Source organism: Brevundimonas sp. AC546 (assembly GCF_979258305.1).
In genome coordinates, this window is sequence record NZ_OZ409849.1 from 590,760 (window position 1) to 617,037 (window position 26,278).

23 protein-coding genes are annotated in these 26,278 nt (G+C 66.1%); 8 read left to right on the forward strand and 15 right to left on the reverse strand.

The window, feature by feature from the left end; genetic code table 11:
* Nucleotide 1 precedes the first annotated feature (1 nt).
* Nucleotides 2–1,222 carry a class I SAM-dependent methyltransferase gene (locus ACZZZD_RS02990; RefSeq protein WP_463432530.1) on the forward strand — a complete coding sequence of 407 codons (1,221 nt, stop codon included), beginning with the start codon at nt 2–4 and terminating at the stop codon, nt 1,220–1,222.
* A complete protein-coding gene (gene sseA / locus ACZZZD_RS02995; protein WP_463432532.1) occupies nt 1,219–2,043 on the forward strand; it encodes a 3-mercaptopyruvate sulfurtransferase in 825 nt (274 codons plus the stop codon). Before ACZZZD_RS02990 ends, sseA begins: the two co-directional genes overlap by 4 nt.
* Before the next feature lie 3 nt (nt 2,044–2,046).
* On the opposite strand, the gene ACZZZD_RS03000 is transcribed toward sseA, so the two are convergent.
* Together ACZZZD_RS03000 and ACZZZD_RS03005 are read right to left on the reverse strand one after the other, a co-directional pair.
* Nucleotides 2,047–3,369, reverse strand: a complete 1,323-nt coding sequence (locus ACZZZD_RS03000; protein WP_463432533.1) for a dicarboxylate/amino acid:cation symporter — start codon at nt 3,367–3,369, stop codon at nt 2,047–2,049.
* Nucleotides 3,370–3,402: 33 nt separating this feature from the next.
* Entirely contained in the window at nt 3,403–4,494 is a 1,092-nt protein-coding gene (locus ACZZZD_RS03005) for an amino acid ABC transporter substrate-binding protein (protein ID WP_463432534.1), read from the reverse strand.
* 91 nt (nt 4,495–4,585) lie between these two features.
* Between ACZZZD_RS03005 and metC the strand changes: the two genes are divergently transcribed.
* Genes metC through ACZZZD_RS03025 form a run of 4 tightly spaced genes read left to right on the forward strand, consistent with a single transcriptional unit; the run spans nt 4,586 to nt 10,651 of the window.
* A complete protein-coding gene (metC, locus tag ACZZZD_RS03010; RefSeq protein WP_463432535.1) occupies nt 4,586–5,764 on the forward strand; it encodes a cystathionine beta-lyase in 1,179 nt (392 codons plus the stop codon).
* 23 nt (nt 5,765–5,787) lie between these two features.
* Nucleotides 5,788–7,134, forward strand: a complete 1,347-nt coding sequence (locus ACZZZD_RS03015; RefSeq protein WP_463432537.1) for an O-antigen ligase family protein — start codon at nt 5,788–5,790, stop codon at nt 7,132–7,134.
* Nucleotides 7,109–9,190: a DNA topoisomerase IV subunit B gene (locus ACZZZD_RS03020; protein ID WP_463432539.1), complete on the forward strand. Its 2,082-nt coding sequence runs from the start codon at nt 7,109–7,111 to the stop codon at nt 9,188–9,190. Before ACZZZD_RS03015 ends, ACZZZD_RS03020 begins: the two co-directional genes overlap by 26 nt.
* Before the next feature lie 48 nt (nt 9,191–9,238).
* Complete coding sequence (locus ACZZZD_RS03025; RefSeq protein WP_463432541.1) at nt 9,239–10,651, forward strand: FAD-binding oxidoreductase; 1,413 nt, start codon at nt 9,239–9,241, stop codon at nt 10,649–10,651.
* A 33-nt stretch (nt 10,652–10,684) separates the two neighbouring features.
* Here the strand turns inward: ACZZZD_RS03025 and parC are convergent, their stop codons facing one another.
* Nucleotides 10,685–12,886, reverse strand: a complete 2,202-nt coding sequence (parC, locus tag ACZZZD_RS03030) for a DNA topoisomerase IV subunit A (RefSeq protein WP_463432543.1) — start codon at nt 12,884–12,886, stop codon at nt 10,685–10,687.
* 117 nt (nt 12,887–13,003) lie between these two features.
* On the opposite strand from parC, the gene ACZZZD_RS03035 reads away from it, so the two are divergent.
* On the forward strand, nt 13,004–14,158 hold the full coding sequence (locus tag ACZZZD_RS03035; protein ID WP_463432545.1) for an NAD(P)H-dependent flavin oxidoreductase: 1,155 nt from the start codon (nt 13,004–13,006) through the stop codon (nt 14,156–14,158).
* A complete protein-coding gene (locus ACZZZD_RS03040) occupies nt 14,155–15,885 on the forward strand; it encodes a cytochrome c biogenesis protein DipZ (RefSeq protein ID WP_463432547.1) in 1,731 nt (576 codons plus the stop codon). Before ACZZZD_RS03035 ends, ACZZZD_RS03040 begins: the two co-directional genes overlap by 4 nt.
* On the opposite strand, the gene recO is transcribed toward ACZZZD_RS03040, so the two are convergent.
* The 12 genes from recO to rpoZ form a co-directional block, all read right to left on the reverse strand.
* Nucleotides 15,882–16,613 carry a DNA repair protein RecO gene (gene recO, locus ACZZZD_RS03045; RefSeq protein WP_463432549.1) on the reverse strand — a complete coding sequence of 244 codons (732 nt, stop codon included), beginning with the start codon at nt 16,611–16,613 and terminating at the stop codon, nt 15,882–15,884. The genes ACZZZD_RS03040 and recO overlap by 4 nt on opposite strands.
* The gene (locus ACZZZD_RS03050; RefSeq protein ID WP_463432551.1) at nt 16,613–17,089 is read right to left on the reverse strand and encodes a nuclear transport factor 2 family protein; all 477 of its coding nucleotides are present in this window, start codon (nt 17,087–17,089) and stop codon (nt 16,613–16,615) included. The genes recO and ACZZZD_RS03050 overlap by 1 nt, the downstream gene beginning before the upstream one ends.
* A 48-nt stretch (nt 17,090–17,137) precedes the next feature.
* Nucleotides 17,138–18,385: a serine hydrolase domain-containing protein gene (locus ACZZZD_RS03055; protein WP_463432553.1), complete on the reverse strand. Its 1,248-nt coding sequence runs from the start codon at nt 18,383–18,385 to the stop codon at nt 17,138–17,140.
* A gap of 6 nt (nt 18,386–18,391) precedes the next feature.
* Nucleotides 18,392–19,339 (reverse strand): GTPase Era, encoded by a 948-nt coding sequence (gene era / locus ACZZZD_RS03060; protein WP_135196008.1) that lies wholly within the window; start codon nt 19,337–19,339, stop codon nt 18,392–18,394.
* On the reverse strand, nt 19,336–20,046 hold the full coding sequence (gene rnc / locus ACZZZD_RS03065; protein ID WP_463432555.1) for a ribonuclease III: 711 nt from the start codon (nt 20,044–20,046) through the stop codon (nt 19,336–19,338). The genes era and rnc overlap by 4 nt, the downstream gene beginning before the upstream one ends.
* Nucleotides 20,046–20,951, reverse strand: a complete 906-nt coding sequence (lepB, locus tag ACZZZD_RS03070; RefSeq protein ID WP_463432557.1) for a signal peptidase I — start codon at nt 20,949–20,951, stop codon at nt 20,046–20,048. The genes rnc and lepB overlap by 1 nt, the downstream gene beginning before the upstream one ends.
* Before the next feature lie 56 nt (nt 20,952–21,007).
* The gene (gene acpS, locus ACZZZD_RS03075) at nt 21,008–21,409 is read right to left on the reverse strand and encodes a holo-ACP synthase (protein WP_463432559.1); all 402 of its coding nucleotides are present in this window, start codon (nt 21,407–21,409) and stop codon (nt 21,008–21,010) included.
* Nucleotides 21,406–22,146 carry a pyridoxine 5'-phosphate synthase gene (locus ACZZZD_RS03080; protein ID WP_463432561.1) on the reverse strand — a complete coding sequence of 247 codons (741 nt, stop codon included), beginning with the start codon at nt 22,144–22,146 and terminating at the stop codon, nt 21,406–21,408. The genes acpS and ACZZZD_RS03080 overlap by 4 nt, the downstream gene beginning before the upstream one ends.
* A 4-nt stretch (nt 22,147–22,150) precedes the next feature.
* Nucleotides 22,151–22,735, reverse strand: a complete 585-nt coding sequence (gene pyrE, locus ACZZZD_RS03085; protein WP_463432563.1) for an orotate phosphoribosyltransferase — start codon at nt 22,733–22,735, stop codon at nt 22,151–22,153.
* Between the two features lie 50 nt (nt 22,736–22,785).
* Nucleotides 22,786–23,544: an LOG family protein gene (locus ACZZZD_RS03090; RefSeq protein ID WP_463432565.1), complete on the reverse strand. Its 759-nt coding sequence runs from the start codon at nt 23,542–23,544 to the stop codon at nt 22,786–22,788.
* Nucleotides 23,541–25,724, reverse strand: coding sequence for a RelA/SpoT family protein (locus ACZZZD_RS03095; RefSeq protein WP_463432567.1), 2,184 nt, complete (start codon nt 25,722–25,724; stop codon nt 23,541–23,543). The genes ACZZZD_RS03090 and ACZZZD_RS03095 overlap by 4 nt, the downstream gene beginning before the upstream one ends.
* Before the next feature lie 110 nt (nt 25,725–25,834).
* Complete coding sequence (gene rpoZ, locus ACZZZD_RS03100; RefSeq protein ID WP_463432569.1) at nt 25,835–26,194, reverse strand: DNA-directed RNA polymerase subunit omega; 360 nt, start codon at nt 26,192–26,194, stop codon at nt 25,835–25,837.
* Between the last annotated feature and the right edge of the window lie 84 nt (nt 26,195–26,278).

Consider the following 26,278-nt stretch of genomic DNA (forward strand, 5'->3'; position numbering starts at 1 on the left):
CATGAGTCTCGCCACGACCGACCTGGAGGCCGCCGCCGCCCGGACGCCCCGCGTCTTTGCGATGCTGCTACGCCTGCTCGCCTCCAACTGGACGTTCGGGCGGCTGACCGTTCATCTGCCCAACGGCGAAACTCATGTGCTGGAAGGCAAACAGGCCGGCCCCAGCGGCGTGATGCACGTCAGGAACTATGACTTCGCTCGCCGTGTTCTTGCCGCAGGCGACATCGGGTTCGCCGAGGGCTACATGGCCGGAGAGTGGGACAGCCCGCATCTGGCCGCCCTGCTGGAGACCCTGGTCGATAACTACGACCACATCCGACGCCTGTTCGACGGCAACTGGCTGATGATGGCGGTCAACTGGCTGTCGCATCGCAGCAACCGGAACAGCCGCACGGGCTCGAAGAAGAACATCCACGCCCACTACGACCTGGGGAACGCCTTTTATCTGAACTGGCTGGACGCCTCGATGACCTATTCATCGGCGCGATTCAGTCGCGAGGACGAGACGCTGGAAGCCGGTCAGCGCGAGAAATACGCCAGCCTGGCCCGGATGATGGACCTGAAACCCGGCATGTCGGTCTTGGAAATCGGCTGCGGCTGGGGCGGTTTCGCCGAGTTCGCGTCGCGCGAGATCGGCGCGAACGTCACCGGCATCACCATCTCCAAGGAGCAGCACGACTTCGCGCAACAACGGCTGTTCAACGCGGGTCTGACGGACAAGGCGAGGATCGAGCTGGTCGATTACCGAGACGTCCAGGGCCAATTCGATCGCGTGGCCTCAATCGAAATGTTCGAGGCGGTCGGCAAGGAATACTGGCCCGTCTATTTCGACAAGGTCCACGATGTCCTCAAGCCGGGCGGCATCGCGGGGCTGCAGATCATCACCATCCAGGACGCCCTGTTCGAGGAATACAACGCCCGGACCGACTTCATCCAGAAGTACGTCTTCCCCGGCGGGATGCTGCCGTCTGAGGAGCGACTGGCGCCCGTCACCGCCGCGGCCGGCCTATCATGGCTGGCGGTCGAGCGGTTCGGCCTCGACTACGCCTCCACCCTGAAACGCTGGGACGAACGCTTCCAGGCGAGTTGGTCCGAGATCAGCAGAATTCCCGGTTTCGACGCGCGTTTCCGGCGGCTATGGCGCTTCTATCTCGCCTATTGCGAGGCCGGCTTCCGCTCCGGCCGCACCAATGTCATCCAACTGGCCCTGTCCCGACCATGAGCTTTCTGATCTCCACCGAAGATCTCGCCGCCCGCCTTGGCGAACCCGCCCTGTGCATCGTGGATGGCAGTTGGCATCTGGACGGAAGGGACGCCTGCGCTGACTTCGAGCAAGCCCACATTCCCGGCGCCGTCTTCTTCGATCTGGACGCCGTGTCCGACCGCGATAGCCCCCTGTCCCACATGATGCCGTCGCCGCAATCGTTCGCGGCGTCGGTTGGCGCCCTCGGCATCGGGAGCGACGACCGGCTCGTCGTCTACGACACGGCCGGCCTGTTCTCGGCAGCCCGCGTCTGGTGGATGTTGAGGACGATGGGCGCCAAACACGTCCAAGTGCTGGACGGCGGCCTCCCGCGTTGGCTGGCGCGGGGCCACCCCGTGCAGACTGGCGAATCGGAAGTCGTCGCGACCAGTTTCGAGGCCGCAGATCCCGGTGAGGCCATCGCTTCGCTCGATGACGTCCGCGACGCCTTGACCCAAGGCGTCCAGATCGTCGATGCGCGCGGCGCTGCGCGCTTCAGCGGTCAGGCCGCCGAACCCCGCCCCGGTGTTCGCGGCGGACATATGCCGGGCGCGCTCAACCTGCCCTACGGCCGTCTGCTGAACGAGGACGGCACGATGAAGCGCGGTTCGGCGCTGGAGCAGGCCTTCGTCGAGGCAGGCGTGGACATAGACCGGCCCATCGTCACCACCTGCGGCTCCGGCGTCACCGCCGCCATTCTGACCCTGGGTATGGCCGAGCTTGATCGCTCGTCACGCCTCTATGACGGGTCCTGGTCCGAATGGGGCGCCCGCGATGACACCCCGGTCGAGACGGGCTGAACCTCAGGCCGGCGGCGCCACCGGGACAACATCGTCGGCTTCGACGGCATCGTCTTCTTCGCCACGTGACACCACGGTCGCCAGCACGAGGTCGCCGGTGACGTTCAGCGTCGTGCGGCACATGTCCAGGAAGCGATCCACCCCCAGGATCAGGCCGATCCCCTCCGGCGGCACCTTAACCATCACCAGGATCATCGCCACGACAGGCAGCGAACCCGCAGGCACGCCTGCCGTGCCAATCCCGCCCAGTATGCAAACCAGCATGACGATGACCTGCTGGGTGATCGTCAGATCGACGCCGAAGAACTGGGCCAGGAACAACACCGTCACCCCCTCGAACAGGGCCGTGCCGTTCTGATTGGCGGTGGCGCCGACCGTCAAAACGAACCGGGCGATCTTGCGCGGCAGCTTCAACTCTTCCTCGGCCGCCTTCAGCGATACCGGAAGCGACGCGTTGGATGAGGCGGTCGAGAAGGCCACCACCATCGGCTCGCGCACGCCCTTGAAGAAGGCGATGGGCGACCGACCGCCCAGGATCCAGATCACCAGCGGATAGACCACGAACATATGGATCGCCATGGCGCCAACGGCGACGCCGACATAGGCCGCCAGCCGCACTAGCAGGTCCCATCCAAACAGGGCCGCCAGGTTGAACATCAGGCAGGCGATGGCGATGGGCGCCAGTTTGATGAACAGGTTGATCAGCTTCATCGTGACTTCGAACAGGCCCTCGATGACCTGCTGCAGCCGATCCGTCGCCGGCGACTTGGCCATCACCAGTCCGATGCCGAAGAACAGGGCGAACACCATGACCGGCAGGATCTGGTTCTCGGCCGCCGCCGTGAAGACGTTGGACGGGATCAGCTCAAGGAAGAAATCGCCCAGCTGGATGGTCTCGGGCGCTCCGCGCACGATGCCGGCCGCGCCGTCCCGCCCTTGGTCCAGCAATTGCTGCGCCAGCGCCGGATCGACGCCGCGCCCCGGCTGGAACACATTGACCATCACCAGGCCGATCACCACGGCGATGCTGGACACCAGGATCGTCAGCAGCAGGGTCTTGATCCCCGCGCGTCCCAGCGAACTGAGGTCGCCCATCTCCGCCACGCCGACCACTAGGGCCGAGAACAGCAGCGGGATCACCATCATGAACAGCAGGCGCAGGAAGATCTGCCCCAGCGGCCCGGTGACATTGTCCGTCAGCCACACGACCCAGCCCGTGTCCGCGCCCAGCGTCAGGTTGACGATCAGACCGCCGCCCAGGCCGACTGCGAAACCGATCAGCATCAGCCAGTGCAGCGCAAGGCCGCCGCGTTTGGTCTCGGTCATCTGTCCCCCAGGAAGCGATACAAGCGTCGGCGCTTATCGGATCGGCAGACCATAGATCAAGCCGCCCGGACGCGCGTTCCATTGTGCGTTCAAACCGCGCGCCAGGTCGAGCGCCGATTGCTGGCCCAGATTTCGCTCGAAGATTTCGCCGTAGTTTCCGACTGCGCCTACGGCGTCCTTGGCCCAGGTCTTCGAAAGTCCCAGCATCGGTCCGAACTCGCCCTCGACGCCCAGCAAACGGCGCACACGCGGGTCGGTCGCGGTCTTTGACTGCGCCTCTACACTGGCCTTGTTCACCCCCAGCTCCTCGGCCAGCATCAGGGCGTTCAAGGTCCAGCGCACGGTCGAAGCCCAGCCTTCGTCGCCCGCCTTGACGACTGGTCCTAACGGCTCCTTGGACGCCACGTCCGACAGGATCACATGTTCGTTGGGGTTGGTCAGAACGGTCCGCGCGGCGGCCAGGGCGGAGATGTCGGCGCTGAAGGCGTCGCAGTCCTCGCGGCCATAGGCGTCGCGCGCCGCCTCCTCGGTTTCAAAGACGACAGGCCGATATTCCACACCGCGCGACCGGAAATAATCGGCGGCGTTGGCCTGCGAGGTCGAGCCGGACTGGACGCACACCCGCGCCCCGTTCAGCTCCGTCGCGCTGTTCAGGTTCAGCGAACGCCGCACCAGGAAGCCCTGGCCGTCGTAATAGTTGATCCCGGCGAAGACGAATCCCTCGCCGGCGTCACGGCTCATGGTCCACGACGAGTTGCGCCACAGCACGTCGATCCGGCCGTCGTTCAACGCCGCGAACCGATCCGACGCCGAAAGAGGTACGAACCGCACGGCGTTCGCATCCCCCAATACGGCCGCCGCCGTCGCACGGCAGAAGTCCACATCGAACCCACGCCATTGCCCGCGATTGTCGGTATAGGCGAACCCGACCAGTCCCTGATGCACGCCGCAGTTCAGGCGGCCGCGCCGCTTGATCGCCGCCAGGGTCGGGCTTTCGGGAACGGCGCTGGGCGTAGTCGCGGTCGGTGCGACATCGGTCGCATCCGGCGTTGGGTCGGCGTCCTCGCGCCCGCACGCGGCCGTCAGCAGCACCGCCGCCATCGCTCCGATCATCCAGCACCGCATCGCGTTCCAATCCCTCGCCGCTTGCGCCCCGCTGGCTTTAGAGGCCTTTAGGCCCTGATCCGCAACCCTTCCGCAACCCATCGGAAACGCCATGTCGCCGCATTCGGACCGCACCCGCCTGATCACCGCCGCCACACGCCGGGGGCAAGGGCGGCGGGGCGTCAATCCCCCCATCGAACGCGCTTCGACCATGCTCAGCGACACGGCCGGCGTTATGCGCGACGAAACGGACGGCCCGACCTATGGCCTCAGCGGAACCAGCGCCGCCCGTGACCTTCGACGCGCCCTGGCTGATCTGGAGCGCGCCCAGGACGCCTTCCTGGTTCCCTCTGGCCTGGCGGCCGTCACCGTTCCGCTGCTGGCCCTGCTGCGACCGGGCGAAGAGGTGATCACCACGGACGCCGTCTATGGCCCGACGCGCCGCTTCCTCAGCCGCTATCAGGCCGCGCGCGGCGTCACGACCCGATTCCTGCCCGCCGGCGCCAATGCAGCCGACATCATCGCGGCCTTGAGCGACCGGACACGACTGGTGCTGATGGAGTCGCCGTCGTCCCTGACGTTCGAAATGGTCGATGTCGCCGCCGTGGCCCAAGCCTGCCGCACGCGCGGTATACTGACGGTGGTCGACAATACCTGGGCCGCCGGCCTGGCCTATCGACCGCTGACCCAGGGCGTGGACATCAGCGTCCAGGCCGTCACCAAATACGTCGGCGGTCATTCCGATGTGCTGATGGGCAGTATCGCCGCCAGTGATCCCGCCTGCCTGCGCGCCATCGGCGACACCATCGAGGATCTCGGCTGGCACGTCTCGCCCGACGACGCCTGGCTGGCGCTGCGCGGCCTGCGAACCCTGCCGCTACGCTATGCAGAACAGGCCAGGTCGGGCCTGATCGTCGCGGAATGGCTTCAAGCGCGGCCCGAGGTTTCCCGCGTCCTCTACCCGCCCCTGCCCGACTCGACGGGCCATAATCTGTGGCGGCGGGATTTCACCGGCGCGGCGTCCCTGATGGGCGTAGTCATGAAGGGCCGCGACAAGGCGGCGGGCGAGGCCTTCCTGAACGCTCTCACCCTGTTCGGCTTAGGCTATTCCTGGGGCGGGTTCGAAAGTCTGATCACCCACGAGACGCACCAGATGGCCTATCGCGACCACCCGCCCGTGCTAGAGGGCGAACTGATCCGCCTCCATGTCGGGCTGGAAGACCCCGCCGACCTGATCGCTGATTTGGAACAGGGCCTCACCGCCTTCACCGCCGCGCTCACGGTTCCTTAAGCGCCGCAAAGGACTGTGCGCCCGTGCGCGAACCGCCCGTTCAGATTCAGGATGATTCGACGCCGCTGTGGGAACAGTGGGCGGCCGGTTTCGTCGTCTTCATGCTGACCGGCGCCCTGATCGCGCCCGTCATCGCGCCGACCCAGGTCGAGACGCCGATCCTGCGCTTCATCTGGCTGCCGGTCTACGCCGTCATCGCGGGCCTGATCGTCTTTCGCTTCGACAAGGTCATCCGCGCCTGGCCCGCCTGGCTGATGATGTTTGGCCTAGTCGCCCTGTGTTTCGTCTCGAAATACTGGTCCATCGATCCCGGCGTGACCGAGCGCCGCGTGATCGCCATGGCCATCAACAGCGCCTTCGCCATCTACCTCGGCGCCCGCTTCCGCGACGACGCCCTGCCCCGCGTCCTGATGTACACCTGCTTGGTGATGGCCGTCGGCAGCCTGATCATGGTGTTCGGCTATCCAAAGGTCGGGGTGCACCAGTTCGACAACGCCGGCCTTTGGCGCGGGCTCTGGTACGAGAAAAACCAGATGGGTCTGGTCATGGTGATCGGCGCCGTCTCGGCCGCCGCGACCCTGGCCGCCGATCATATCGCCGGACGCAGCAACCGTTTCTGGGTGTGCCTGCTGACGCTGGGCCTGACCACGCTTCTGGTGCTCGCCACCCAATCCAAGACATCCCTCCTTTGCTGGGGCCTGGGCCTGGGCATGGTGGGCGGCTGGTGGACGCTGAAACAGGGCGGCGCAGTCATCACGGTCGCCGGGATCTGGCTAGGCGTCGTGACGGCGGGGGCCGCAACCTGGCTATGGAACTCGGATTCGGCGGCGATCCTGGAAGCCCTCGGCAAGGATCCGTCCCTGACCGGCCGCACACTGATTTGGGAAGCTCTGATGCGAAAGGTCGCCGAGCGTCCCTGGACCGGCTACGGCTTCAGCGCCTTCTGGGGCGTGGACTCCATTCCCGCTCGCGAAATCCGCATTGAGACCCAGTGGCCCGTGCCGTCCGCGCACAACGGCTGGATCGACCTGCTGGTCCAGCTGGGCTGGCCCGGCGCGGTGGCTGTCGGCGCCGTCATGGCGATCTCCGCGATCCTGATCATTGCGCGGCTGAACGGCCAGGGCGCGCGCGAAGGCTATTGGAGCATCGCCTATCTGACCGTGTTCACAGCCTTGAGCCTGTCGGAGAGCGTCCTGCTGACCCACGCCAACCTGCCGTGGATCCTGATGCTAGCGATCATGGCCCGCGCCGTGACCTTCGATCCGGCCCCTGTTCGCGCGCCGCTTGCTCGACCGGCCTCACGGGCCTACCAGACCCGGTCCCGAATCGCCTCAGACTATGTAAATGGCCGCCGACCTCTTCGCTTTTGACGACGAACCCGAAGCTCGCAAACCCGAGCCGCCCAAACCTGTCGCGGTGAAACCGCCCGAGGCGCCGCCCGCGCCTGCGCCATCCCCTGCCCCGACCGCAGCCGCCGCGCCGACGGCCGGCAGCGCCAACGCCTATTCGGCCTCCTCGATCGAAGTGCTGGAGGGGTTGGAACCCGTCCGTAAACGCCCCGGCATGTACATCGGCGGCACCGACGAGCGCGCGCTGCATCACCTGTTCGCCGAAGTCCTGGACAACGCCATGGACGAGGCGGTGGCCAAACACGCCAAGCTGATCACCGTGGACCTGGACGCCGAGGGCTATCTGTCGGTCCGCGACGACGGGCGCGGCATTCCCGTCGATCCTCACCCCAAACACCCCGGCAAGTCCGCGCTGGAAGTGGTCATGACCGTCCTTCACTCGGGCGGCAAGTTCTCCGGCAAAGCCTATGAAACCTCAGGCGGTCTGCACGGCGTTGGCGTCTCGGTCGTCAATGCGCTCAGCGAAAGCGTCGAGGTCACCGTCTGGCGCGACGGTTTCGAGTGGAAACAGGCGTTCAGCCGCGGCGCCGTGCTGGCCCCCATCCAGCAGATCGGCCCGTCCAAGAAGCGCGGCACCCTGATCCGCTTCAAGCCCGACGACGAAATCTTCGGCATGGGCGCGGCGTTCAAACCCGCCCGCCTGTTCCGCATGGCACGCTCCAAGGCCTATCTGTTTCGCGGCGTGGAAATCCGATGGACCTGCGCGCCAGAGCGCATCACCGACGCCACCCCGACCCAGGCCAGCCTGCACTTCCCCGGCGGCCTGGCCGACGCCCTTGTCGACCGTATCGGCGAACTGGACACCGTCACCCCCACCTTCGCCGGCCGCGCCGAGCGCCAGGGCGAGGCGGGCGCCTTCGAATGGGCCGTCACCTGGTCGCCCATCGGTTTCGGCGAATCCGACGGCTTCATTCAGTCCTATTGCAACACCGTCTCGACGCCCGACGGCGGCACGCACGAGGCCGGCTTCCGCGCCGCCTTGGTCAAGGGTCTGAAATCCTACGGCGAACTGACCAACGAGAAACGCGCCGCCATCATCACGGCCGAGGACGTCATCGCCAACGCCGGCGCCCTGATCAGCGTCTTCATCCGCAATCCCGAGTTCCAGGGCCAGACCAAGGATCGTCTATCCTCGCCCGAGGGCACGCGCATCGTGGAGCAGTTGCTCCGCGATCCGCTGGACCACTGGCTGACCGAAAGCCCCAAACAGGCCAACGCCCTGCTCGGCTTCGTCGTCGACCGCGCGGAAGACCGCCTGCGTCGCCGCAAGGACAAGGAGGTCCAGCGCGCCGCCGCCACTCGCAAACTGCGCCTGCCGGGCAAGCTGTCCGACTGCAGCCGCCAGTCGGCCCAGGGCACCGAACTCTTCATCGTCGAAGGCGATTCGGCAGGCGGCTCGGCCAAACAGGCGCGCGACCGCACGACCCAGGCCATCCTGCCCCTGCGCGGCAAGATCCTGAACGTCGCCTCGGCCACGGCAGACAAACTGCGCCAGAACGTGGAACTGTCTGACCTGGCCCTGGCTATGGGTGTTCAGCCAGGCAATCGGTTCAACATCGACGACCTGCGTTACGAGCGGATCGTGATCATGACCGACGCCGACGTGGACGGCGCCCACATCGCGGCCCTGCTGATCACCTTCTTCTACCGCGTCATGCCCGAGACGATCCGCCAGGGCCGGGTCTTCATGGCCCTGCCGCCGCTGTACCGTATCAGCGCTGGCCCCTTGAGCGAATACGCCCGTGACGACGCCCACCGCGACGAGTTGATGGCCACCGTCTTCAAGGGCAAGAAGACCGAGATCGGCCGGTTCAAGGGCCTTGGCGAAATGATGGCCTCGCAGCTCAAGGAGACCACCATGGACCCCAAGAAACGCACCCTGGCCCGCATCACCGTGCCTGACGCCGAGGCCGACATCGAGGACCTTGTCGAACGCCTTATGGGCAAGCGCGCCGACGCCCGCTTCCAGTTCATTCAGGAAAATGCACAGTTCGTGAAAGAAGAACTCGACGTCTGAGGCCCTCGCGGCCCTTCCAACGCAAGGCGACGCCTGACAAAAGGGGGCATGCAGACGCCCGCCCCCTCCTCCGCCGTGCTCGACGAACTGAAGGCCGCGCTGGGTCCGGGCGGCTGGACCCAGGATCCGGACGTCATCGCCCCGTCGCTAACCGAATGGCGCAACCGCTGGACGGGCCACACGCCGATCCTGCTGACCCCGCGCTCCACTGAGGAAACGGCGAAGGCCGTGACCATCTGCGCTCGCGAAGGCGTCGCCATCACACCTCATGGCGGAGGCACAGGCCTGGTCGGCGGCCAGATCCCGTTCGGCGAAGTCCTGCTGTCCACACGCAAGATGCGAGCCGTCCGCGACGTGACCCCCCTGGACGACGCCATGACGGTCGAGGCGGGCCTGACCCTTCTGGAGGCCCAGCAAGCAGCGACGGCGGCGGGCCGCTACTTTCCTCTCAGCCTGGCCGCCGAGGGTTCGGCCACCATCGGCGGCGTCATTTCAACCAACGCCGGCGGCACCCAGGTGCTCCGCTACGGCATGATGCGCGATCTGGTTTTGGGCATCGAGGCTGTCCTGCCAAACGGCGAGATTTTCCGCGGCCTGAAGCGGCTGCGCAAGGACAACACCGGTTATGACCTAAAGCAGCTGCTGATCGGCGCCGAGGGCACGCTCGGCGTCGTCACGGCCGCCACCCTGAAACTGTTCCCGATCATGCGTTCGCGCGCCGTCGCCGTCGTCGGTCTGGAGACGGCCGCCGCCTCGGTCGAGCTTTTGGCCCGCGCCAAGGCCGAGACCGGCGGCGGGGTCGAGGCTTTCGAGCTGATGAAGCGCCTGGGCATGGAACTGGTGCTCAAAAACATCCCCGACACCCGCGAGCCGCTGGACTCGACGCCCGACTGGTATGTTCTCATCGAGATCGCCTCGGGCACGCCCGGCGGCGCCGAGGCCCAGATGGAGACCCTGCTGGAAGTCGCCTTCGAGCAAGGCCTGATCACCGACGCCGCCATCGCACAGAACGACGCCCAGCGCGCCGCCTTCTGGCGCCTGCGCGAGGAGCACTCGGCGGCCTTGAAGCCCGAGGGCGGCGGCTGGAAACACGACGTCTCCGTCCCCATCAGCCGCATCGCCGAGTTCATCGACGAAGCCTCGGCCGCCGTCGAACGCTTCCATCCCGGGGCCCGCATCTCGGTCTTCGGCCACGTCGGCGACGGCAATCTGCACTACGACATTCTGCCGGGCGTGGGCCAGGACATCCCCGCCTTCATCGGCCGCTGGAAGGAAGGCTCTCAAGTCGTTCACGACGTCGTCGGAACCTACGACGGCTCGATCTCGGCCGAGCACGGCCTAGGCCGGCTCAAGACCGAAGAGGTCAAGCGCTACAAGTCGCCCCTGGAGATCGAGACCATGGCCGCCATCCGCCGCGCCATCGATCCCAACAGGATCATGAACCCGTCGGTGCTGTTCTAGACCGACGGATCGCGACCAAGAGACAACTCAACTTTACCTGAACTTCCTCAACCCTCGCGGTCCCTGGCGGCCTGCGCCGGCGCGTTTACCCAGCCAGTCTTTCCAGTCGGGCCAGTTGCGGCGACGTCCGCCGCCGTCGGCCCATTCCGGCCCCTGTTCGGCGTTGAACACGGTCACGTCGGCCAAACCGCCCTGTTTGAAGTTCTGCAGGCGCACGCCCTTGCCGCGCCCCATCTCGGGCAGTTCGGCCAGCGGGAAGATCAGCGCCTTGATGTTCTCGCCAATGGTCGCAACATGGTCTCCGGTCACGCGCAGCACGGCCAGCAGCTCGCCGTTCAGCACCTGTTTGCCGCCCCGCTTCTGGGCCAAGGTTTCGTCTTCCGGCGCGATGAAGCCATAGCCGGCCTTGGACGCGATCAGCAGTTTGCCGCCCGGCTGGTGCGCCAAGACGTTGATGATCTCGGCCTTCTCATCCAGGTCGATCATCAGGCGCAGCGGCTCGCCATGCCCGCGACCCGACGCCAGCTTGTCGGCCCCGATGGTGAAGATGCGCCCGTCGGACGCCGCGACCAGCAGCTTGTCGGTCGTATAGGCCGGCACGAGATAGGCCAGCTGGTCGCCTTCCTTGAACTTCAGCTCCGACGGATCCTCGACCTTGCCCTTGGCGGCGCGGATCCACCCGCGTTCCGACAGGATGACCGTGATCGCCTCGCGCGGGATGAATGCTTCGGGGGCGACGAAGGCCGAGCTATCGACCGCCTCGGCGATGGTGGTCCGGCGTGGCGAGATCAGCGCCTTTCGCACCACCTCCAGCTCCTTGGACACGGCCTTCCATTGCTTGCCTTCCGACGACGTCAGCGCTTGCAGATGCGCAAGCTCTTCCGACAGGGCATTGAACTCCTTCTCGATCGCCATTTCCTCGATTCGCGCCAACTGACGCAGACGGGTGTCGAGAATATAGTCGGACTGGGCTTCGGTCAGGCCGAAGCGGGCGATCAGCACCGCCTTGGGCTGCTCCTCCTCGCGGACGATGCGGATCACTTCGTCCAGGTTGAGGAAGACGATGCGCAGGCCTTCCAGCAGGTGCAGCCGCTTCTCGACCCGCTCGATCCGCCATTGCGAGCGCCGGTTCAGCACCACGCGACGGTGATCCAGGAAGGCGCGCAGGCAGTCTTTCAGCCCCATGACGCGCGGCGTGCCGCTGGCGTCCAGCACGTTCATGTTGATCGGGAAGCGGACCTCCAGATCAGACAGTTTGAACAGGCTTTCCATCAGCATTTCAGGCTCGATGGTGCGGTTCTTGGGCTCCAGGATCAGGCGGATGTCTTCGGCTGACTCGTCGCGCACGTCGCCCAGCAGCGGCGCCTTCTTGTGCTCGATCAGGTCGGCCAGCGCCTCTATCAGACGTGACTTCTGCACCTGGTACGGCATCTCGGTGACGATGATCCGCCACACGCCACGGCCCAGGTCCTCGGTCTCCCAGCGCGCCCTCAGACGCACCCCGCCCCGGCCCGTCTCATAGGCGTCCAGGATCGAGGCATGGCCTTCAACGGCCACGCCGCCGGTCGGGAAGTCCGGACCCGGCACCAGTTGCACCAGTTCGGCGGTCGACGTCTCGGGCCGGTCGAGCAGCGTCTGGCAGGCGTCGATCAGTTCGCCAACATTGTGCGGCGGGATCGAGGTCGCCATGCCCACGGCGATGCCGGACGAGCCGTTGGCCAGCAGATTGGGGAAGCCTGCCGGCAGGACGATCGGTTCCTCGTCCTGATCGTCGTATGTGGCGCGGAAATCGACCGAATCCTGATCGATCCCGTCCAGCAGCAGCACAGCGGCCGGTGTCAGCTTGCACTCGGTGTAGCGCATGGCGGCGGCGCTATCGCCGTCGATATTGCCAAAATTGCCCTGACCGTCGACCAGCGGATAGCGCTGGGCGAAATCCTGGGCCAGGCGCACTAGGGCCTCATAGATCGAGGCGTCGCCGTGCGGGTGGTATCCGCCCATGACCTCGCCGACGACCTTAGCGCATTTGCGCGCCGCCGCCTGCGGGTTCAACCGCATCTGATGCATGGCGTACAGGATGCGCCGGTGCACGGGCTTGAACCCGTCGCGCACGTCCGGCAGCGCCCGGTTGGTGATGGTCGACAGGGCGTAGGCCAGATAGCGGCGGCTGAGCGCCGTCTCCATCGGCTCGTCGATGATACGGCCGCCTTCCGGCGGCGGGGCATGGATCGTCATGGGCCAGCGAATCGGGGATGGGAAGCCGGAAGTCTAGCCCGAAGCCGCGCCTAAGTCGGGGATAGTTGGCGCGACCAACGCATGGACGCTCTTTTGGATCGTGTCGCAGGCGCCTAAGTGGACATCAGCAAGGAGCGCACCGTGAACACTGGCCTGACGCAAGCCTTCCGCCTCCGACATCCGATCATCCAGGCGCCGATGGCGGGCACATCGACGCCTGCCCTCGCCGCCGCCGTTTCCAACGCCGGCGCACTCGGCTCCATCGCGATCGGCGCCGTAACGGCAGAGGACGCCAGACGCCAGATTCAGGCGACCCGCGCCCTGACCGAGAGGCCGTTCAACGTCAACGTCTTCTGCCATGCCACCGCCGCGCCCGACCCCGACGGCGACCAGAGCTGGATCGACAGTTTGCGGCCCTTGTTCAACCGGTTCGATGCCAGACCGCCTGAGCACCTGCGCGATATCTACGCCAGTTTTCTGACGGACGAAGCCAAGCTGCAGGTGCTGCTGGACGAACGCCCGGCCGCCGTCAGCTTTCATTTCGGCCTGCCGCTGCCGAGCCAGATCGCCGCGCTGAAGGCTGCGGGAATCGTCCTGCTGGCCACCGCGACATCGCTTGCCGAAGGTCAGGCGATCCAGGCGGCGGGGATCGACATGGTCGTCGCCCAGGGCTGGGAGGCCGGCGGCCATCGGGGCGTGTTCGATCCCGCCGACGACCAGCGGCTCTCAACCCTGCCTTTGACGCGAATGCTGGCCCGCCAGTTGACCATCCCGGTGATCGCCGCCGGCGGCATCATGGACGGGCAAGGCGTGGCGGCGGCCATCATGTTGGGGGCGGCCGGCGCGCAACTGGGCACCGCCTTCGTGCCCTGCCCGGAATCGGCGGCCGACGAGGCCTATCGACAAGCCATGGCGGGGTCGGACGCCCACCGGACGCGGGTCTCGGCGGTCATATCAGGACGACCAGCGCGCGGGCTGGAGAACGATTTCATGCAGTCCGCCGATCCCGACCGGGTCGCCGCCTATCCGCGCGCCTATGACATCGGCAAGGCGCTGAACGCGGCCGCGAAGGGGGCAGGCGACGACGGCTATGCCGCACAGTGGGCCGGACAGGGCGCGCCGCTGTCCCGTATCATGCCTGCGGATCAACTCGTGCGGACCCTGGCTGATGAAATCGACCGCGCCACAAATATTTTCCGCAGCGATGAAACCAACCGCGCCGTCGGTTCGAACGTAGGGGAGAACCACCCTCCTCGTCAGGCCGCGCCATGATCCTGTTCCTGCTCTCCTATCTCGCCGGCGTCCTGACCATCGTCAGCCCGTGCATTTTGCCGGTTCTACCCTTCGTCTTCGCCCGCGCAGATCGACCGTTCATCCGTAACGGCCTGCCTTTGCTCGTCGGCATGGCGGTCACTTTCGCGGGCGTAGCGACCCTGGCGGCGCTGGGCGGTGGCTGGGCTGTGCGCGCCAATGAGGTCGGGCGCTGGGTCGCACTGGCGGTTATGGCCGTCCTGGGCCTGAGCCTGCTGTTCCCGGCTGTGGGCGACCGTCTGATGCGGCCTTTCGTCGCCGCCGGGTCCTGGCTGACCGACCGGGCCGAACGTCAGGGCGGCGACGAAGGCGAGGTGCGGTCTTCGCTGTTGCTGGGCGTGGCCACGGGTCTGCTGTGGGCGCCTTGCGCGGGGCCCATCCTGGGCGTGATCCTGACGGGCGCGGCGCTTCAGGGCGCGGGGGTCGGCACGACGGTATTGTTACTGGCCTATGCGGCGGGCGCAGCGACGTCCCTGGGCCTGGCCCTGCTGGTCGGAGGTCGGGTGTTCAAGGCCATGAAGGGCGCGCTGGGCGTCGGCGAATGGGTGCGGCGCGGCCTGGGCGTGCTGGTCCTGATCGGCGTCGTCATCATCGGCTTGGGCGCCGACACCGGCTTGCTGACGCGGATTTCAGCCGCCAGCACAGGCCGGATCGAACAGGCGCTGCTGGGCGGGATTGGACGCGGCATGCCGACGAACGAAGCGCCGACCGATTTGGCCAATCTGCCGGTCGAGGGCGTGATGCCGCCGCTGACCGGGGCGACGACCTGGATCAACACCCCGCCCCTGACGACGGAGCAACTGAAGGGCAAGGTGGTGGTGGTCGATTTCTGGACCTACTCCTGCATCAACTGCATCCGCTCCATCCCCTACGTCCGCGCCTGGGCCGAGAAGTACAAGGATCAGGGTCTGGTGGTGATCGGCGTCCACACGCCAGAGTTCGCCTTTGAAAAATCCGAGACCAACGTGCGCCAGAACATCCAGCGGCTGGGCATCACCTATCCCGTCGCCATGGACAACGAATTCGGCATCTGGCGTGCATTCAAGAACCAGTACTGGCCCGCCCACTACTTCATCGACGCCAAGGGCCAGATTCGTCACCACCACTTCGGCGAGGGCGACTACGCCGGCTCCGAACGGGTGATCCAGCAACTGCTCAAGGAAGCCGGGGCCGCCAATGTCGCCAGCAATGTCGTCAGCGTTCAGGCCCAGGGCGCAGAGGCAGCCGCCGACATGGCCCAGGTCGAATCGCCGGAAACCTATGTCGGCTATGGCCGCGCCGAGAACTTCCGTTCGCCCGGCGGCCTGGCCAATGACGTGATCAAGGATTACGTCGCCGCGCCGCTGCAATTGAACGGCTGGAACCTGTCCGGCCGCTGGACGGTCACCCGCGAGCACGCCGACCTTCAGGCTGCCGGCGGGCGTGTCGCCTTCCGCTTCAAGGCGCGCGACCTGCACCTGGTGATGGGTCCGAGCAAGAGCGGCGAACAGCCGCGTTTCCGTGTCCTTGTCGATGGCGCTGCGCCCGGCCCGAACGCAGGCAGCGACATCGACGCCCAAGGTATGGGCCGCATCGACGGCGAACGGCTTTATCAACTGGTCCGCCAAACGGGCGCGGTGCGCGAACGGACGTTCGAGATCGAGTTCCTGGATCCCGGGGTTCAGGTCTTCGCCTTCACCTTCGGCTAGAGCCGTCCGGCGTCACCCAGCTTGTCCAACATCCAGACGCGCGCGGCCGGCAGGGGCTTGTTCTGCGGGTGAAACACGAACTGTTCGAGGAAATGGCCGGTCAGGTCGAACCCGGCCTTCACGTCGCCCTCGATCAACCCCGCCTGGGCGCCCAGCATGAAGGGCGGCAGGATCAGCATCTTGTCGGCATAGGGCGCGCCGGCGTCACGGCTGACCGCCCGGCCGGTGCGTGGACTGACGTAGATCAGATCGTCGGCCGTGCCCGTCGCGGCGCACTTCGAAAGGTCGAGCCCAAAGCCCAGGTCTTCCAGCAGCCCCGCCTCGAACCGCACGAAAATCGCCGGCCAAACGTCTGGCAAGGCGAATGCCGCCATCAGCGCCTCGAAGGCTAAGAAGACGCCGGGATGCGGCTCGCGTTCCGGCAGCGCCCCTTGCGCTATCCCCGCCGCCGCCGCCAGCCCGGTCAGCGCCAGGGCGTCGTCGAACAGGGCGCTGGGGCCCTCGCCTACCGGCTCCAGCCGCGCGGCGCCCAGATGGTCCGATGTGCGCGCGCGATAGTCTGCCACCACCCGCGCTCCAGCTTGCAGGAACGGCTTCATCTTGCGCGACGCCCCGCCCGCGACATAGGCCGACCGCCGACCCTGGGTTTCCGTCAACAGATCCACCACGGACCCGGTGTCGCCATGGCTGCGCGCCGACAGGACGAACGCCTCTTCGTGGAAGTCCATCAGTCCGCCGTACCTTCGACGATCAGCCTGACTACATCCTTGGCCTTGTCGTTCGGCACGGTGAAACTGAGCACATATTGCTCGATCTTCCAGCCCTCGTCGGTCAGGCGCAGGACGCCCGATCCCCGCGTCAGCCCATAGGCGTCGTTGTCTAGCAGTTCGTCGAACCAGACGATGCAGCGGCAGTCGCCCGGCGCCAGGGTCGCCACCCGGTCATGCGGGCGATAGGTCCAGCCCTTGCCGCGCGAGAAAAACGGCGTCGCATAGGCGCGAAACTCAGCCAGCGACCAACGCTCGGTCGCATCCGTGCCGATGAACCGGGCGTCGGGGGTGAACAGGTCGAAATAGGCGTCGCCATCCGCGCGCGACGCGGCCTCATGCATCCGGTCCAGAACGACACCTGCGGCGACAGCGGGGTCATCCGAAGCCGGCATCGGCGAAGTGGACAGAACAAGAGCAGCGAAAAGAGCTATCATGCGTCTGTTCTAGTCCTGTTCTCCCCATTGGGAAACCAGGCGGATGCCTCAGCGCGCCAGCGTGGTCGGGAACTCGCGGCCCAGGGCCTCGGCCATCGCCTGTTGGCTGATCAGGAAGACTTGGTCGCGCAGATGATAGTTGTTGGACAGGACGATCACCGTCGCGTCGGCGTCGGGTTGATACAGCATCAGGTTGCGGAACCCGCCCCAGCTGCCAGTGTGATAGATTTGGCGGTCCTGGAAGCTGGGCTGCACCTGATCGCCCAGGCGATTGGCGAAGATGCCGAAACCCCAGTCCCGACGCGGATGGCTGCGCTCGTTCGGTTTCATGTCCGCTGGCGCATGGTCGGCCAGCATCTGCTGGTAACTGCCCGGCGTCAGCAGCGCGCCGCGGTGCAGCGCCCTTTGCCAGACCAGCAGGTCGTCCAGGGTCGAATAGACCGCGCCCGCCCCCGCAACGATGGAGGTATTGGCGTTCGGCTGGGCCGCCAGACCGCCTGGGAAGTTGGCGTAGCCCATGATGACGCCGTGATCGCCGCCGTCCAGATCCAGCCCGCTGTCCTTCATGCCCAGAGGCTTGAAGAAGGTCTCGCGCATATAAGTCTGATACGGCTTGCCGCTGGCCTTTTCGACGATAGCAGCGGCCAGGTTGAAGGCGGCGTTGTCGTATCGGACCTCGGTCCCCGGTTCGAACTGCAGGCCGAACCGCTTCGAATCCTCGGTCAGTTCGTCCAGCGTCGCCGGGGTCGTGCGTCGCATGCCCCAACCCGGCCGCGCCATCAGGTCGGGAATGCCGGAGGTGTGCGACAGCAGGTGGCTGATGCGGATCGGCGCCCAGGCCTGGGGACAGGGCTGGATCCATTTGCAGACAGGATCGGAGACGTTCAGCTTGCCTTCGTCCTGAAGCTTCAGGATCGCCGTCGCCGTGAACTGTTTGGAGATCGAGGCCAGGCGGAAGCGCGAGTCCAGCGCCAGCGGCTCGTCCCGCTCGTAGTTCGCCTTGCCATAGACCTGGCGGAACAAGACCCGGTCGCCCTTGGCCACCAGAACCGCCCCCATGAACCGACCTGCCGCCGCCTCGCGATCCAGGCGCGCCGCCAGTTGCGGCAAGTCCTGAACCACGACCACGGGCGGGCGCGGCGGCGCATCGGCCCGCTCGGTCGCCAGGTCCGCATCGGTCTTGGGCGCGACCGCCGTGGCGATGCCGCCCCAGACCGCGCCGCCTAGGATCAGCGCCCCGAGGACGCCCAGAACGAGCCGGGGATGGCCCCCGGCGGTACGCGGTACTTCAAACACAGGAACTCAGACGTCGAAATCCAGACCGAACTGGGCGTAAAGCGCCCGCGAATCCTGCCACTTCGGATCGACCTTGACGGTCAGGAACAGGTGGACCTGGCGACCGAGCAGCTCATTCAGCTCCTCGCGCGACTTCTGGCCGATCCACTTCAGCGTCTGGCCGCCCTTGCCCAGTACAATGGGCCGCTGGCTCTCGCGCTCGACATAGATGGTCTGTTCGATCCGGGCCGAGCCGTCGGCGCGCTCCTCGAAACTGGTCGTCTCGACCGCCGCCGAATAGGGCAGCTCTTCGTGGACGCGCAGATAGACCTTCTCGCGGGTGATCTCGGCGGCCAGCACCCGCACCGGCACATCGGCCGCCTGATCCTCGGGATAGAGCCACGGCCCCTTGGGCATGGACAGGGCCAGACGCTGCTTCAGGTCCTCGACGCCATCGCCGTTGGCGGCCGAGATCATATAGACCTCGGAATAGACGCCGCTCTCGAACATCTTCTGCGACAGGGCCAGCAGGGTGTCGCGGCGCATGCCGTCGATCTTGTTCAGCGCCAGCACCACCTTTGTGCCGGTGGACTGCAGGTTGGCGATGATGGTCTCGGTGTCCTCGGCCGAGCGGCGATCCGCCGCCGTGCCTTCACGGCCTTCCGAGTTGATGTGCGACTGGGCGTCGATCAGGTGGACGACGATGTCCGCGTCCTGCGCGCCGCCCCAGGCCGAGGCGACCATGGCCCGGTCCAGACGACGGCGCGGGGTGAAGATGCCGGGCGTGTCCACCAGCACGATCTGGGCGTCGCCTTCCATGGCGATGCCTCGCACGGGAAAGCGCGTGGTCTGCACCTTCTGGGTGACGATCGAGACCTTGGACCCGGTCAGCCGGTTCACCAGCGTGGACTTGCCGGCGTTCGGCGCGCCAATGATGGCGGCGAAGCCCGCGCGCTGGTTTTCGAAATCGGTCAAATGACGCCTTCACGTTTGAGGAGAGCCGTTGCGGCCGCCTTCTCCGCCTCCTGACGCGAACGCCCTTGCGCGGTCAAGGGCTGCACGTCCTGGACGGAAACTTCGACGGTGAATGTGGGCGCATGATCCGAACCCGCCCTATCCGACACGCGATAGGTTGGCAGCGGCCTGCCCTTGCCTTGCGCCCATTCCTGAAGCGCCGACTTGGGATTGGTCACGGTGCGCGACGGCGGCGCCGACAGTTCGTCAGCCCAGGCGACTTCGAAGAAGCTCCGCGCCGCATCAAGGCCGCCGTCCAGATAGACCGCCGCCAGGATGGCCTCGACCGCATCTGCGATGACGCCCGCCTTGCGGCGCCCGCCCGTCTTTGTCTCGCCGGGCGACAGACGAAGGGCCGGGCCGACGCCCAAAGCCTCGCCGACACGGGCGCAGGCGGTCTTGTCGACCAGGGCATGTAGGCTCGAGGACAGCTGACCCTCGTCGGCCGTTGGGAATTCGGCCGACAGCCGCTCGGCCACCAGCAGGCCCAGCACCCGGTCGCCCAGAAACTCCAGCCGCTCGTTGTCGCGCGGGCCATGGATCCCGACCGGCGCCCCCTCGCCCACGCTGGCGTGGGTCAGGGCGCGTTCCAGCAGGGCCTTGTCCTTGAACGTGTGTGCCAGGCGCGTTTCCAGCGTCGCGACGGCTTCGGCTCGCGTATTCGCCATTACTTCAGGACGTTGAAGAACCGGTCGAGCCGCACGTTGAACCAGCTGACGGGGTTCCACAGCGATGAGCCGGGCTTCCAGGAGAACAGGATGATCTGCGCCTTGCCGACCAGGTTTTCGGCAGGGACCATGCCCACGCCGCTGGACTGTTCGACGCGGCTGTCGATCGAGTTGTCGCGATTGTCGCCCATCATGAAGTAATGGCCGGCCGGAACCTCATAGACCGGGGTGTCGTCCAGGTCGTTTCCGGGGCCGAAGTCCTGGGTCATGAAGCTCTTGCCTTCCGGCAGCGTCTCGCGAACCTCGGTCACCGGGCGCGGGCCGAAGATGTCGTTGATCTCCTGCTCACTGACCACGACGTCCTGAACCGGCTTGTCGTTGATATACAGCTTGTTGGCGATCATCTGGATACGATCGCCCGGCAGACCGATCACGCGCTTGATGAAGTCGGTCTTGTTGTCGCGCGGCAGCTTGAACACGACGATATCGCCGCGCTTGGGCGCCGAGCCCATGATCCGACCGTCGAACAGCGGCGGGCTGAACGGGATCGAGTGTTTCGAGAAGCCGTAAGACCACTTCGACACGACGATATAGTCGCCTTCGTAGAGGTTGGGCTCCATCGAGGCCGACGGAATGGTGAAGGGCTGGAACAGGAAAATCCGCAGCACCATCGCAATCAACAGGGCGAAGACGATGGTCTTGAAGATCTCGCCGGTCTCGCTGGCGGCCGACGGCGTCTTGTCGCGACCGCCAGCCTTCTGCGCATAGACCTTCTGGTTCAACGTGGTCGGCGCCTTGACCGCCTCGACCGGCGCATCGGCCTCCGAGGCCGCGAAGACTTCCTCAGGGGTGGCGTCGCGCTTGCTGTCGGGCCGGGCGTCGTCGGGCTTTTGGTCTTCGCTCATGCGATCAGGCATCCCTTGCCGCGTGTTCGCGGTCGTCGCGCACGCCTATAACCTGATTACGACTGCGGCAAGGCTTCGATCACCACGAAGGCGAGTGCATAGGGATGTTCGTCGCTCAGGGTCAGGTGGATTTTCGCCTCGTGCCCCGCCGGCGTCAGGCGCGCCAGATGCTCCGCTGCATGGCCGGTCAAAGCCATCGTCGGCTGACCCGAACGCAGGTTCACCACCCCCATGTCGCGCCAATAGACATCGGCCCGCATTCCGGTGCCCAGCGCCTTGGCGCAGGCCTCCTTGGCCGCGAACCGCTTGGCGTAGCTCCAGGACGGATCAGGCTTGCGATCCGAGCGGGTGCGTTCCAGTTCGGTGAAGCAGCGAATCTTGAAGCGATCTCCGAACCGATCCAGCGACGCCTGGATGCGGCGGATGTCCGACAGGTCCGCGCCGACGCCGATGATCATTTCGCCGCATCCATGGCAGCCCGCATGCGGCGGATCGCGCCGTCCAGGCCGATGAAGATCGAATCGCCGATCAGGAAATGGCCGATGTTCAACTCCCGAACTTCGGGGATCGCCAGCATGCGCGGCGCCGTGTCGTAATCCAGCCCGTGCCCGGCGTGGACCTCCAGGCCCAGGATGTCGGCCTGGTCGGCGGCGGCGGCCAGACGTTCGAACTCGACCTCACGCTCGCCGGGATCGGTCAGGTGACAATAGCGGCCGGTGTGAAACTCGACCACTTGGGCGCCCACGGCGGCGGCGGCCTCGACCTGCTCTTCGGATGGTTCGATGAACAGCGACACCCGGATGCCGGCGTCCGTCAGCGTCTTCACCACGGGCGCGATCCGCGCTTCGTGACCGGCGACCGCCAGACCGCCCTCGGTCGTCACCTCCTCGCGCCGCTCGGGCACCAGGCAGGCCGCATGCGGTTTGTGTCGCAGGGCGATGGCCAGCATCTCCTCTGTCACCGCCATCTCGAAGTTCAACGGCTTGCCCGCCCGCGCACACAGGGCGCTCAGCACGTCGATGTCGGCGTCGGTGATGTGGCGACGGTCTTCGCGCAGGTGGGCGGTGATGCCGTCGGCCCCGGCCGCCAGGGCCGCCTCGGCTGCACGGGCCGGATCGGGATGCGTCCCGCCGCGCGCATTTCGCACCGTGGCGACGTGGTCGATGTTGACGCCCAGCCTGACCCGTTCGCGCATGGCTCTACTTCGACAATCTGCGGCTGCCGGGATCTTCCACCGCAAGCGCGGCCAGTTCCGGCGGCAGGGCGTCGGCCGCATAGGCCGGCACCTCAAGCGAGGCAAGGGCGATCAGCGGCACGCCCACGTCCACCTTGCCGCCCGAACGGTCGACGATACAGGCGGCGGCGATCACCTCGCCCCCGGCGGCATGGATGGCGGCGATGCATTCACGCGATGACAGGCCGGTCGTGACGATGTCCTCGACCATCACGACCTTCTCGCCAGGCTCGACCGAGAAGCCGCGACGGAGCTTGAACTGACCGCCCTCACGCTCGACGTACATCGAACGGACCTTCAGGTGTTTGGCCGTCTCATAGCCGGGAATGATGCCGCCCACGGCCGGCGAGATGGCGACATCGACCGGGCCGACCGTGGCGACGATCTTGTCGGCCAACGCCTTGCACAGCCGCTCGCAGCGCGCCCCGTCCATGAAGACCAGGTTTTTCTGCAGGAAGACCGGGCTGTGCAGGCCCGACGACAGGACAAAATGGCCTTCGCGCAGGGCGCCGGCGTCGCGAAACTCGTTGAGGACATCTTGGGTGTTCATGAAGGGGTTCTAGACCCGGATGGCGCTCGGATGAACCCTCCGGCGACGCTTCATTCGATGTTTTCGTTCGGCCGCAGCCCGCGCGCCAGCAGTTCGGCCCAGACGCCCTCGGCGTCCTCGGCGAAACCGATCAGGTCCAGGTCCGAGCGCGCGATCATCCCATGTTCGACCAGGGCGTCGAAACCGATCACCGAGGTCCAGTAGGCCTTGTCCACCAGGACTACCGGCACGGGCGGCGCCTTCTTCGTCTGCCGCAAGGTCAGCATCTCGAACATCTCGTCGAAGGTGCCGAACCCGCCCGGGAACACCACCAGCGCATTGGCCCGCATCGCCAGATGCATCTTCCGCATCGCGAAATAGTGGAACAGAAAGGTCAATTCCGGCGTCGAATAGGCGTTCGGCTCCTGCTCGTGCGGCAGGACGATGTTGAACCCCGCAGAAGGCGCGCCGGCCTCCACCGCGCCGCGATTGGCCGCCTCCATGATGCCTGGCCCGCCGCCGGTGGCGATGACGTTGTCGCGCGGCTCGCCAACCGAACCGCGAAACGCCCCGCCCCGCTCCGACGCTAGCCGACCGAAGGCGCGCGCCTCCTCGTACCAGCGATGGCCTTCACGGATGCGGGCGCTGCCGAAGACGACGATGGTGGACCGCACGCCCCAGGCCCTCAGCGCCTCTTCCGGCTTGGCGTATTCCATCAGGAAGCGGACGCCGCGCATGGAATCGCCCAGCAGGAAGTCCTGATCCACCGCCGCCATGCGATAGGAGGGCGACGCCATCTGGGCCGCGTTCGGCTTCAACGGATCGCTCATATGCCTCGGGCGCGCTCGACGGAATCGACGGAAGGATTGGCTCGCAGCGCCGCCATGATCATGGTGGCGTGTTTCGCGTCCTCGACCTCGACATCCACGTCCACGTCGAAAAAGTCCTGCTGACGGTGCGCCATCGACAGGTTGATGATGTTGCCGCCCGCCTCACCGATCAGGGTCGTGACCTGGCCCAGTACGCCAGGCGCATTGCGGATCGTGGCGCGAATGCGGGCGGCGGCGACGGCGTCGGTCTCGGCCTGAGGCGTCCATTGCAGGTCGTGCCAGACCGAATCGTCGTCCGCGAAATTGGCCAAGGTCTGACAGTCGATGGTGTGCACCGTCAGGCCGGATTCAGGCTCCAGAATGCCCACGATCCGGTCGCCAGGCACCGGCGTGCAACACTGACCGAAATGCACCGTCACACCGGGCGTCAGTCCGCCGCCGCGCACGAACAGCCGTGCCTTGTCGCCCTCGATCCGCTGCTTCTCCGGCCCGGCCTTCAGCCGTCCCTTCAGCGCGGGAAACAGGATCTCGGCGGCGGTCGTGGGCGACAGCCGCCCTCGGCCCAACCCCTCGAACAGATCCTCGTCGTCAGCGACCGCCAGCGTCTCCAGCACCGGCTTTAGCGACACATCGGTCAGGGACTTTTCCACCCGCCCCAGCGTCTGATCCAGCGCAACGCGGCCCAGCTTGATGAACTCTTCGCGTTCGGAGGTACGGATATGCCGACGGATGGCCGAGCGGGCGCGGCCGGTGACCGTCAGACTGCGCCAGTCTGCGGGCACCTCGCGCTTCGATCCGCGAATGATCTCGATCACGTCGCCGTTCTGAAGCGGCGTCCGCATCGGCTTCAGCTCGCCATTGACCTTGACCCCGACCGCCGTGTCCCCGACCTCGGTGTGGACGGCATAGGCGAAGTCCAGCGGCATCCCACCGCGCGGCAGGGTCACCAGCTGACCCTTGGGCGTGAAGACGAACACCTGATCCAGGTACATTTCGAGCTTGGCGTGCTCGACCCAGTCCTCGCCCCCCTCGCCGTGCTCGATCACCTGAACCAGATGGCGAAGGTTCTGCAGCGGGTCTCGCCCACCGCCCTGTTCCATCGCCTCGCGGTCGAAGCCATACGACTGGTTCTTGTAGCGCCAATGGGCGGCGACGCCGTCCTCGGCGATCCGGTCCATGTCCTCGGTTCGGATCTGCATCTCGATGCGCAGGCCACGCGGCCCGACGACGGTCGTGTGCAGAGAGCGATAGTTGTTCGACTTGGGCGTCGAGATGAAGTCCTTGAACCGCTCAGGCACCATCGGCCATTCGCGGTGAATCACCCCCAGCGCGCGATAACAGTCGTCTTCCGCCTCGACGATAACGCGGAAGCCATAGATGTCTGACAGTGATGAGAACCCGACCGACTTGCGCTGCAACTTGCGCCAGATCGAATAGGGCGTCTTCTGCCGGCCATAGACATTGGCCTTCAGGCCCGCCTCGGACAGCACCCGCTCGACCTCGTCCGCAACGCCTTCGATGGCGCGGCCGTGCTCCAGCTTCAACGCCTCCAACCGCCGCTCGATAGCGGTCTTGGCGGTCGGGTTCAGGTGAGTGAAGGCCAGCTCTTCCAGCTCGGAGGCGATGGAGTGGATGCCGATCGACCGGCCCAGCGGCGCATAGACTTCCAATGTCTCGCGGCTGATCCGCTCGCGCTTCTCCGGCTTCACATACTGAAGCGTGCGCATGTTGTGCAGACGGTCGGCCAGCTTGACCAGCAGCACCCGCACGTCCCGACTGATGGCCAAGATAAACTTGCGCAAGTTCTCGGCCTGGCGCGTGTGCTCGGCCTGAAGTTCCAGCCGGCTCAGCTTGGTCACGCCCTCGACCAGGACCGCAACCTCCTCGCCGAACATGCCGGCGATGTCATCGCGCGTCGCCGAGGTGTCCTCGACCACGTCGTGCAGCAGAGCAGTGACGATGGTGGCGGTGTCGAGCTTGTAGTCGGTCAGGATCCCCGCGACCTGGATCGGGTGCGCGAAATAGGGATCGCCCGAGGCCCGCAGCTGCGAGCCGTGCATCTTCATCGCATAGACATAGGCGCGGTTCAGAAGCGCTTCGTCGGCGGTCGGATCATAGGCCTTTACGGCCTCGATCAGCTCGAACTGGCGCAGAATCGGCGCGCGCTTGACCGGCGCCAAAGAATCTGAGGCCGACGATTTCGGGTCGTTTTTGTTTGCAGCTTGGGGCGCCGGCGGAACCGTTTCGGTCCGCGCCGGCAGGATAGTGACGCCAGGGGCTCCCTCGGGCGTCAGTACCGCTCCTCCTGACCGCCGTCGCGGTCGCTTTGCAGGGCGCGAATCAGTTCCGCCTCGGCCATGTTCATGTGCTGCGGCGCGGCCAGCAGGGCGACCGTTTCCGCCTCGTCCTCGGCTTCCGTACGCTCATCGACACGTTGCAGTGTTGTGATGATGGTTTCGATCAACTCATCTGGCACGACGGTGTCGTCGGCGATCTCACGCAAGGCGACGACGGGGTTCTTGTCGTTGTCGCGGTCGATCGTCAGGGGGGAGCCATTGGCGATGCTGCGGGCGCGGTGGCCGGCAACCAGCACCAGACCAAAGCGGTTCGGAACCTTCTCGATGCAGTCTTCGACGGTGACGCGGGCCATGAATTTCCTCGAACGCGGGGGAGAACCGCGTCAAATACAGATGGGGACTGACTTTTGCAACGCCACAGGGGCGAAAGTGCGGCG

Bases quoted from the DNA above. Each gene is read 5' to 3' on its own strand.
- ACZZZD_RS03005 (WP_463432534.1), bottom strand. From the start codon at position 4,494: ATGCGGTGCTGGATGATCGGAGCGATGGCGGCGGTGCTGCTGACGGCC.
- ACZZZD_RS02990 (WP_463432530.1), top strand. From the start codon at position 2: ATGAGTCTCGCCACGACCGACCTGGAGGCCGCCGCCGCCCGGACGCCC.
- ACZZZD_RS03040 (WP_463432547.1), top strand. From the start codon at position 14,155: ATGATCCTGTTCCTGCTCTCCTATCTCGCCGGCGTCCTGACCATCGTC.
- sseA (WP_463432532.1), top strand. From the start codon at position 1,219: ATGAGCTTTCTGATCTCCACCGAAGATCTCGCCGCCCGCCTTGGCGAA.
- rpoZ (WP_463432569.1), bottom strand. From the start codon at position 26,194: ATGGCCCGCGTCACCGTCGAAGACTGCATCGAGAAGGTTCCGAACCGC.
- rnc (WP_463432555.1), bottom strand. From the start codon at position 20,046: ATGGCGAATACGCGAGCCGAAGCCGTCGCGACGCTGGAAACGCGCCTG.
- ACZZZD_RS03025 (WP_463432541.1), top strand. From the start codon at position 9,239: ATGCAGACGCCCGCCCCCTCCTCCGCCGTGCTCGACGAACTGAAGGCC.
- ACZZZD_RS03020 (WP_463432539.1), top strand. From the start codon at position 7,109: ATGGCCGCCGACCTCTTCGCTTTTGACGACGAACCCGAAGCTCGCAAA.
- lepB (WP_463432557.1), bottom strand. From the start codon at position 20,951: ATGAGCGAAGACCAAAAGCCCGACGACGCCCGGCCCGACAGCAAGCGC.
- ACZZZD_RS03050 (WP_463432551.1), bottom strand. From the start codon at position 17,089: ATGATAGCTCTTTTCGCTGCTCTTGTTCTGTCCACTTCGCCGATGCCG.
- acpS (WP_463432559.1), bottom strand. From the start codon at position 21,409: ATGATCATCGGCGTCGGCGCGGACCTGTCGGACATCCGCCGCATCCAG.
- recO (WP_463432549.1), bottom strand. From the start codon at position 16,613: ATGGACTTCCACGAAGAGGCGTTCGTCCTGTCGGCGCGCAGCCATGGC.
- ACZZZD_RS03000 (WP_463432533.1), bottom strand. From the start codon at position 3,369: ATGACCGAGACCAAACGCGGCGGCCTTGCGCTGCACTGGCTGATGCTG.
- parC (WP_463432543.1), bottom strand. From the start codon at position 12,886: ATGACGATCCATGCCCCGCCGCCGGAAGGCGGCCGTATCATCGACGAG.
- ACZZZD_RS03090 (WP_463432565.1), bottom strand. From the start codon at position 23,544: ATGAGCGATCCGTTGAAGCCGAACGCGGCCCAGATGGCGTCGCCCTCC.
- ACZZZD_RS03080 (WP_463432561.1), bottom strand. From the start codon at position 22,146: ATGCGCGAACGGGTCAGGCTGGGCGTCAACATCGACCACGTCGCCACG.
- pyrE (WP_463432563.1), bottom strand. From the start codon at position 22,735: ATGAACACCCAAGATGTCCTCAACGAGTTTCGCGACGCCGGCGCCCTG.
- metC (WP_463432535.1), top strand. From the start codon at position 4,586: ATGTCGCCGCATTCGGACCGCACCCGCCTGATCACCGCCGCCACACGC.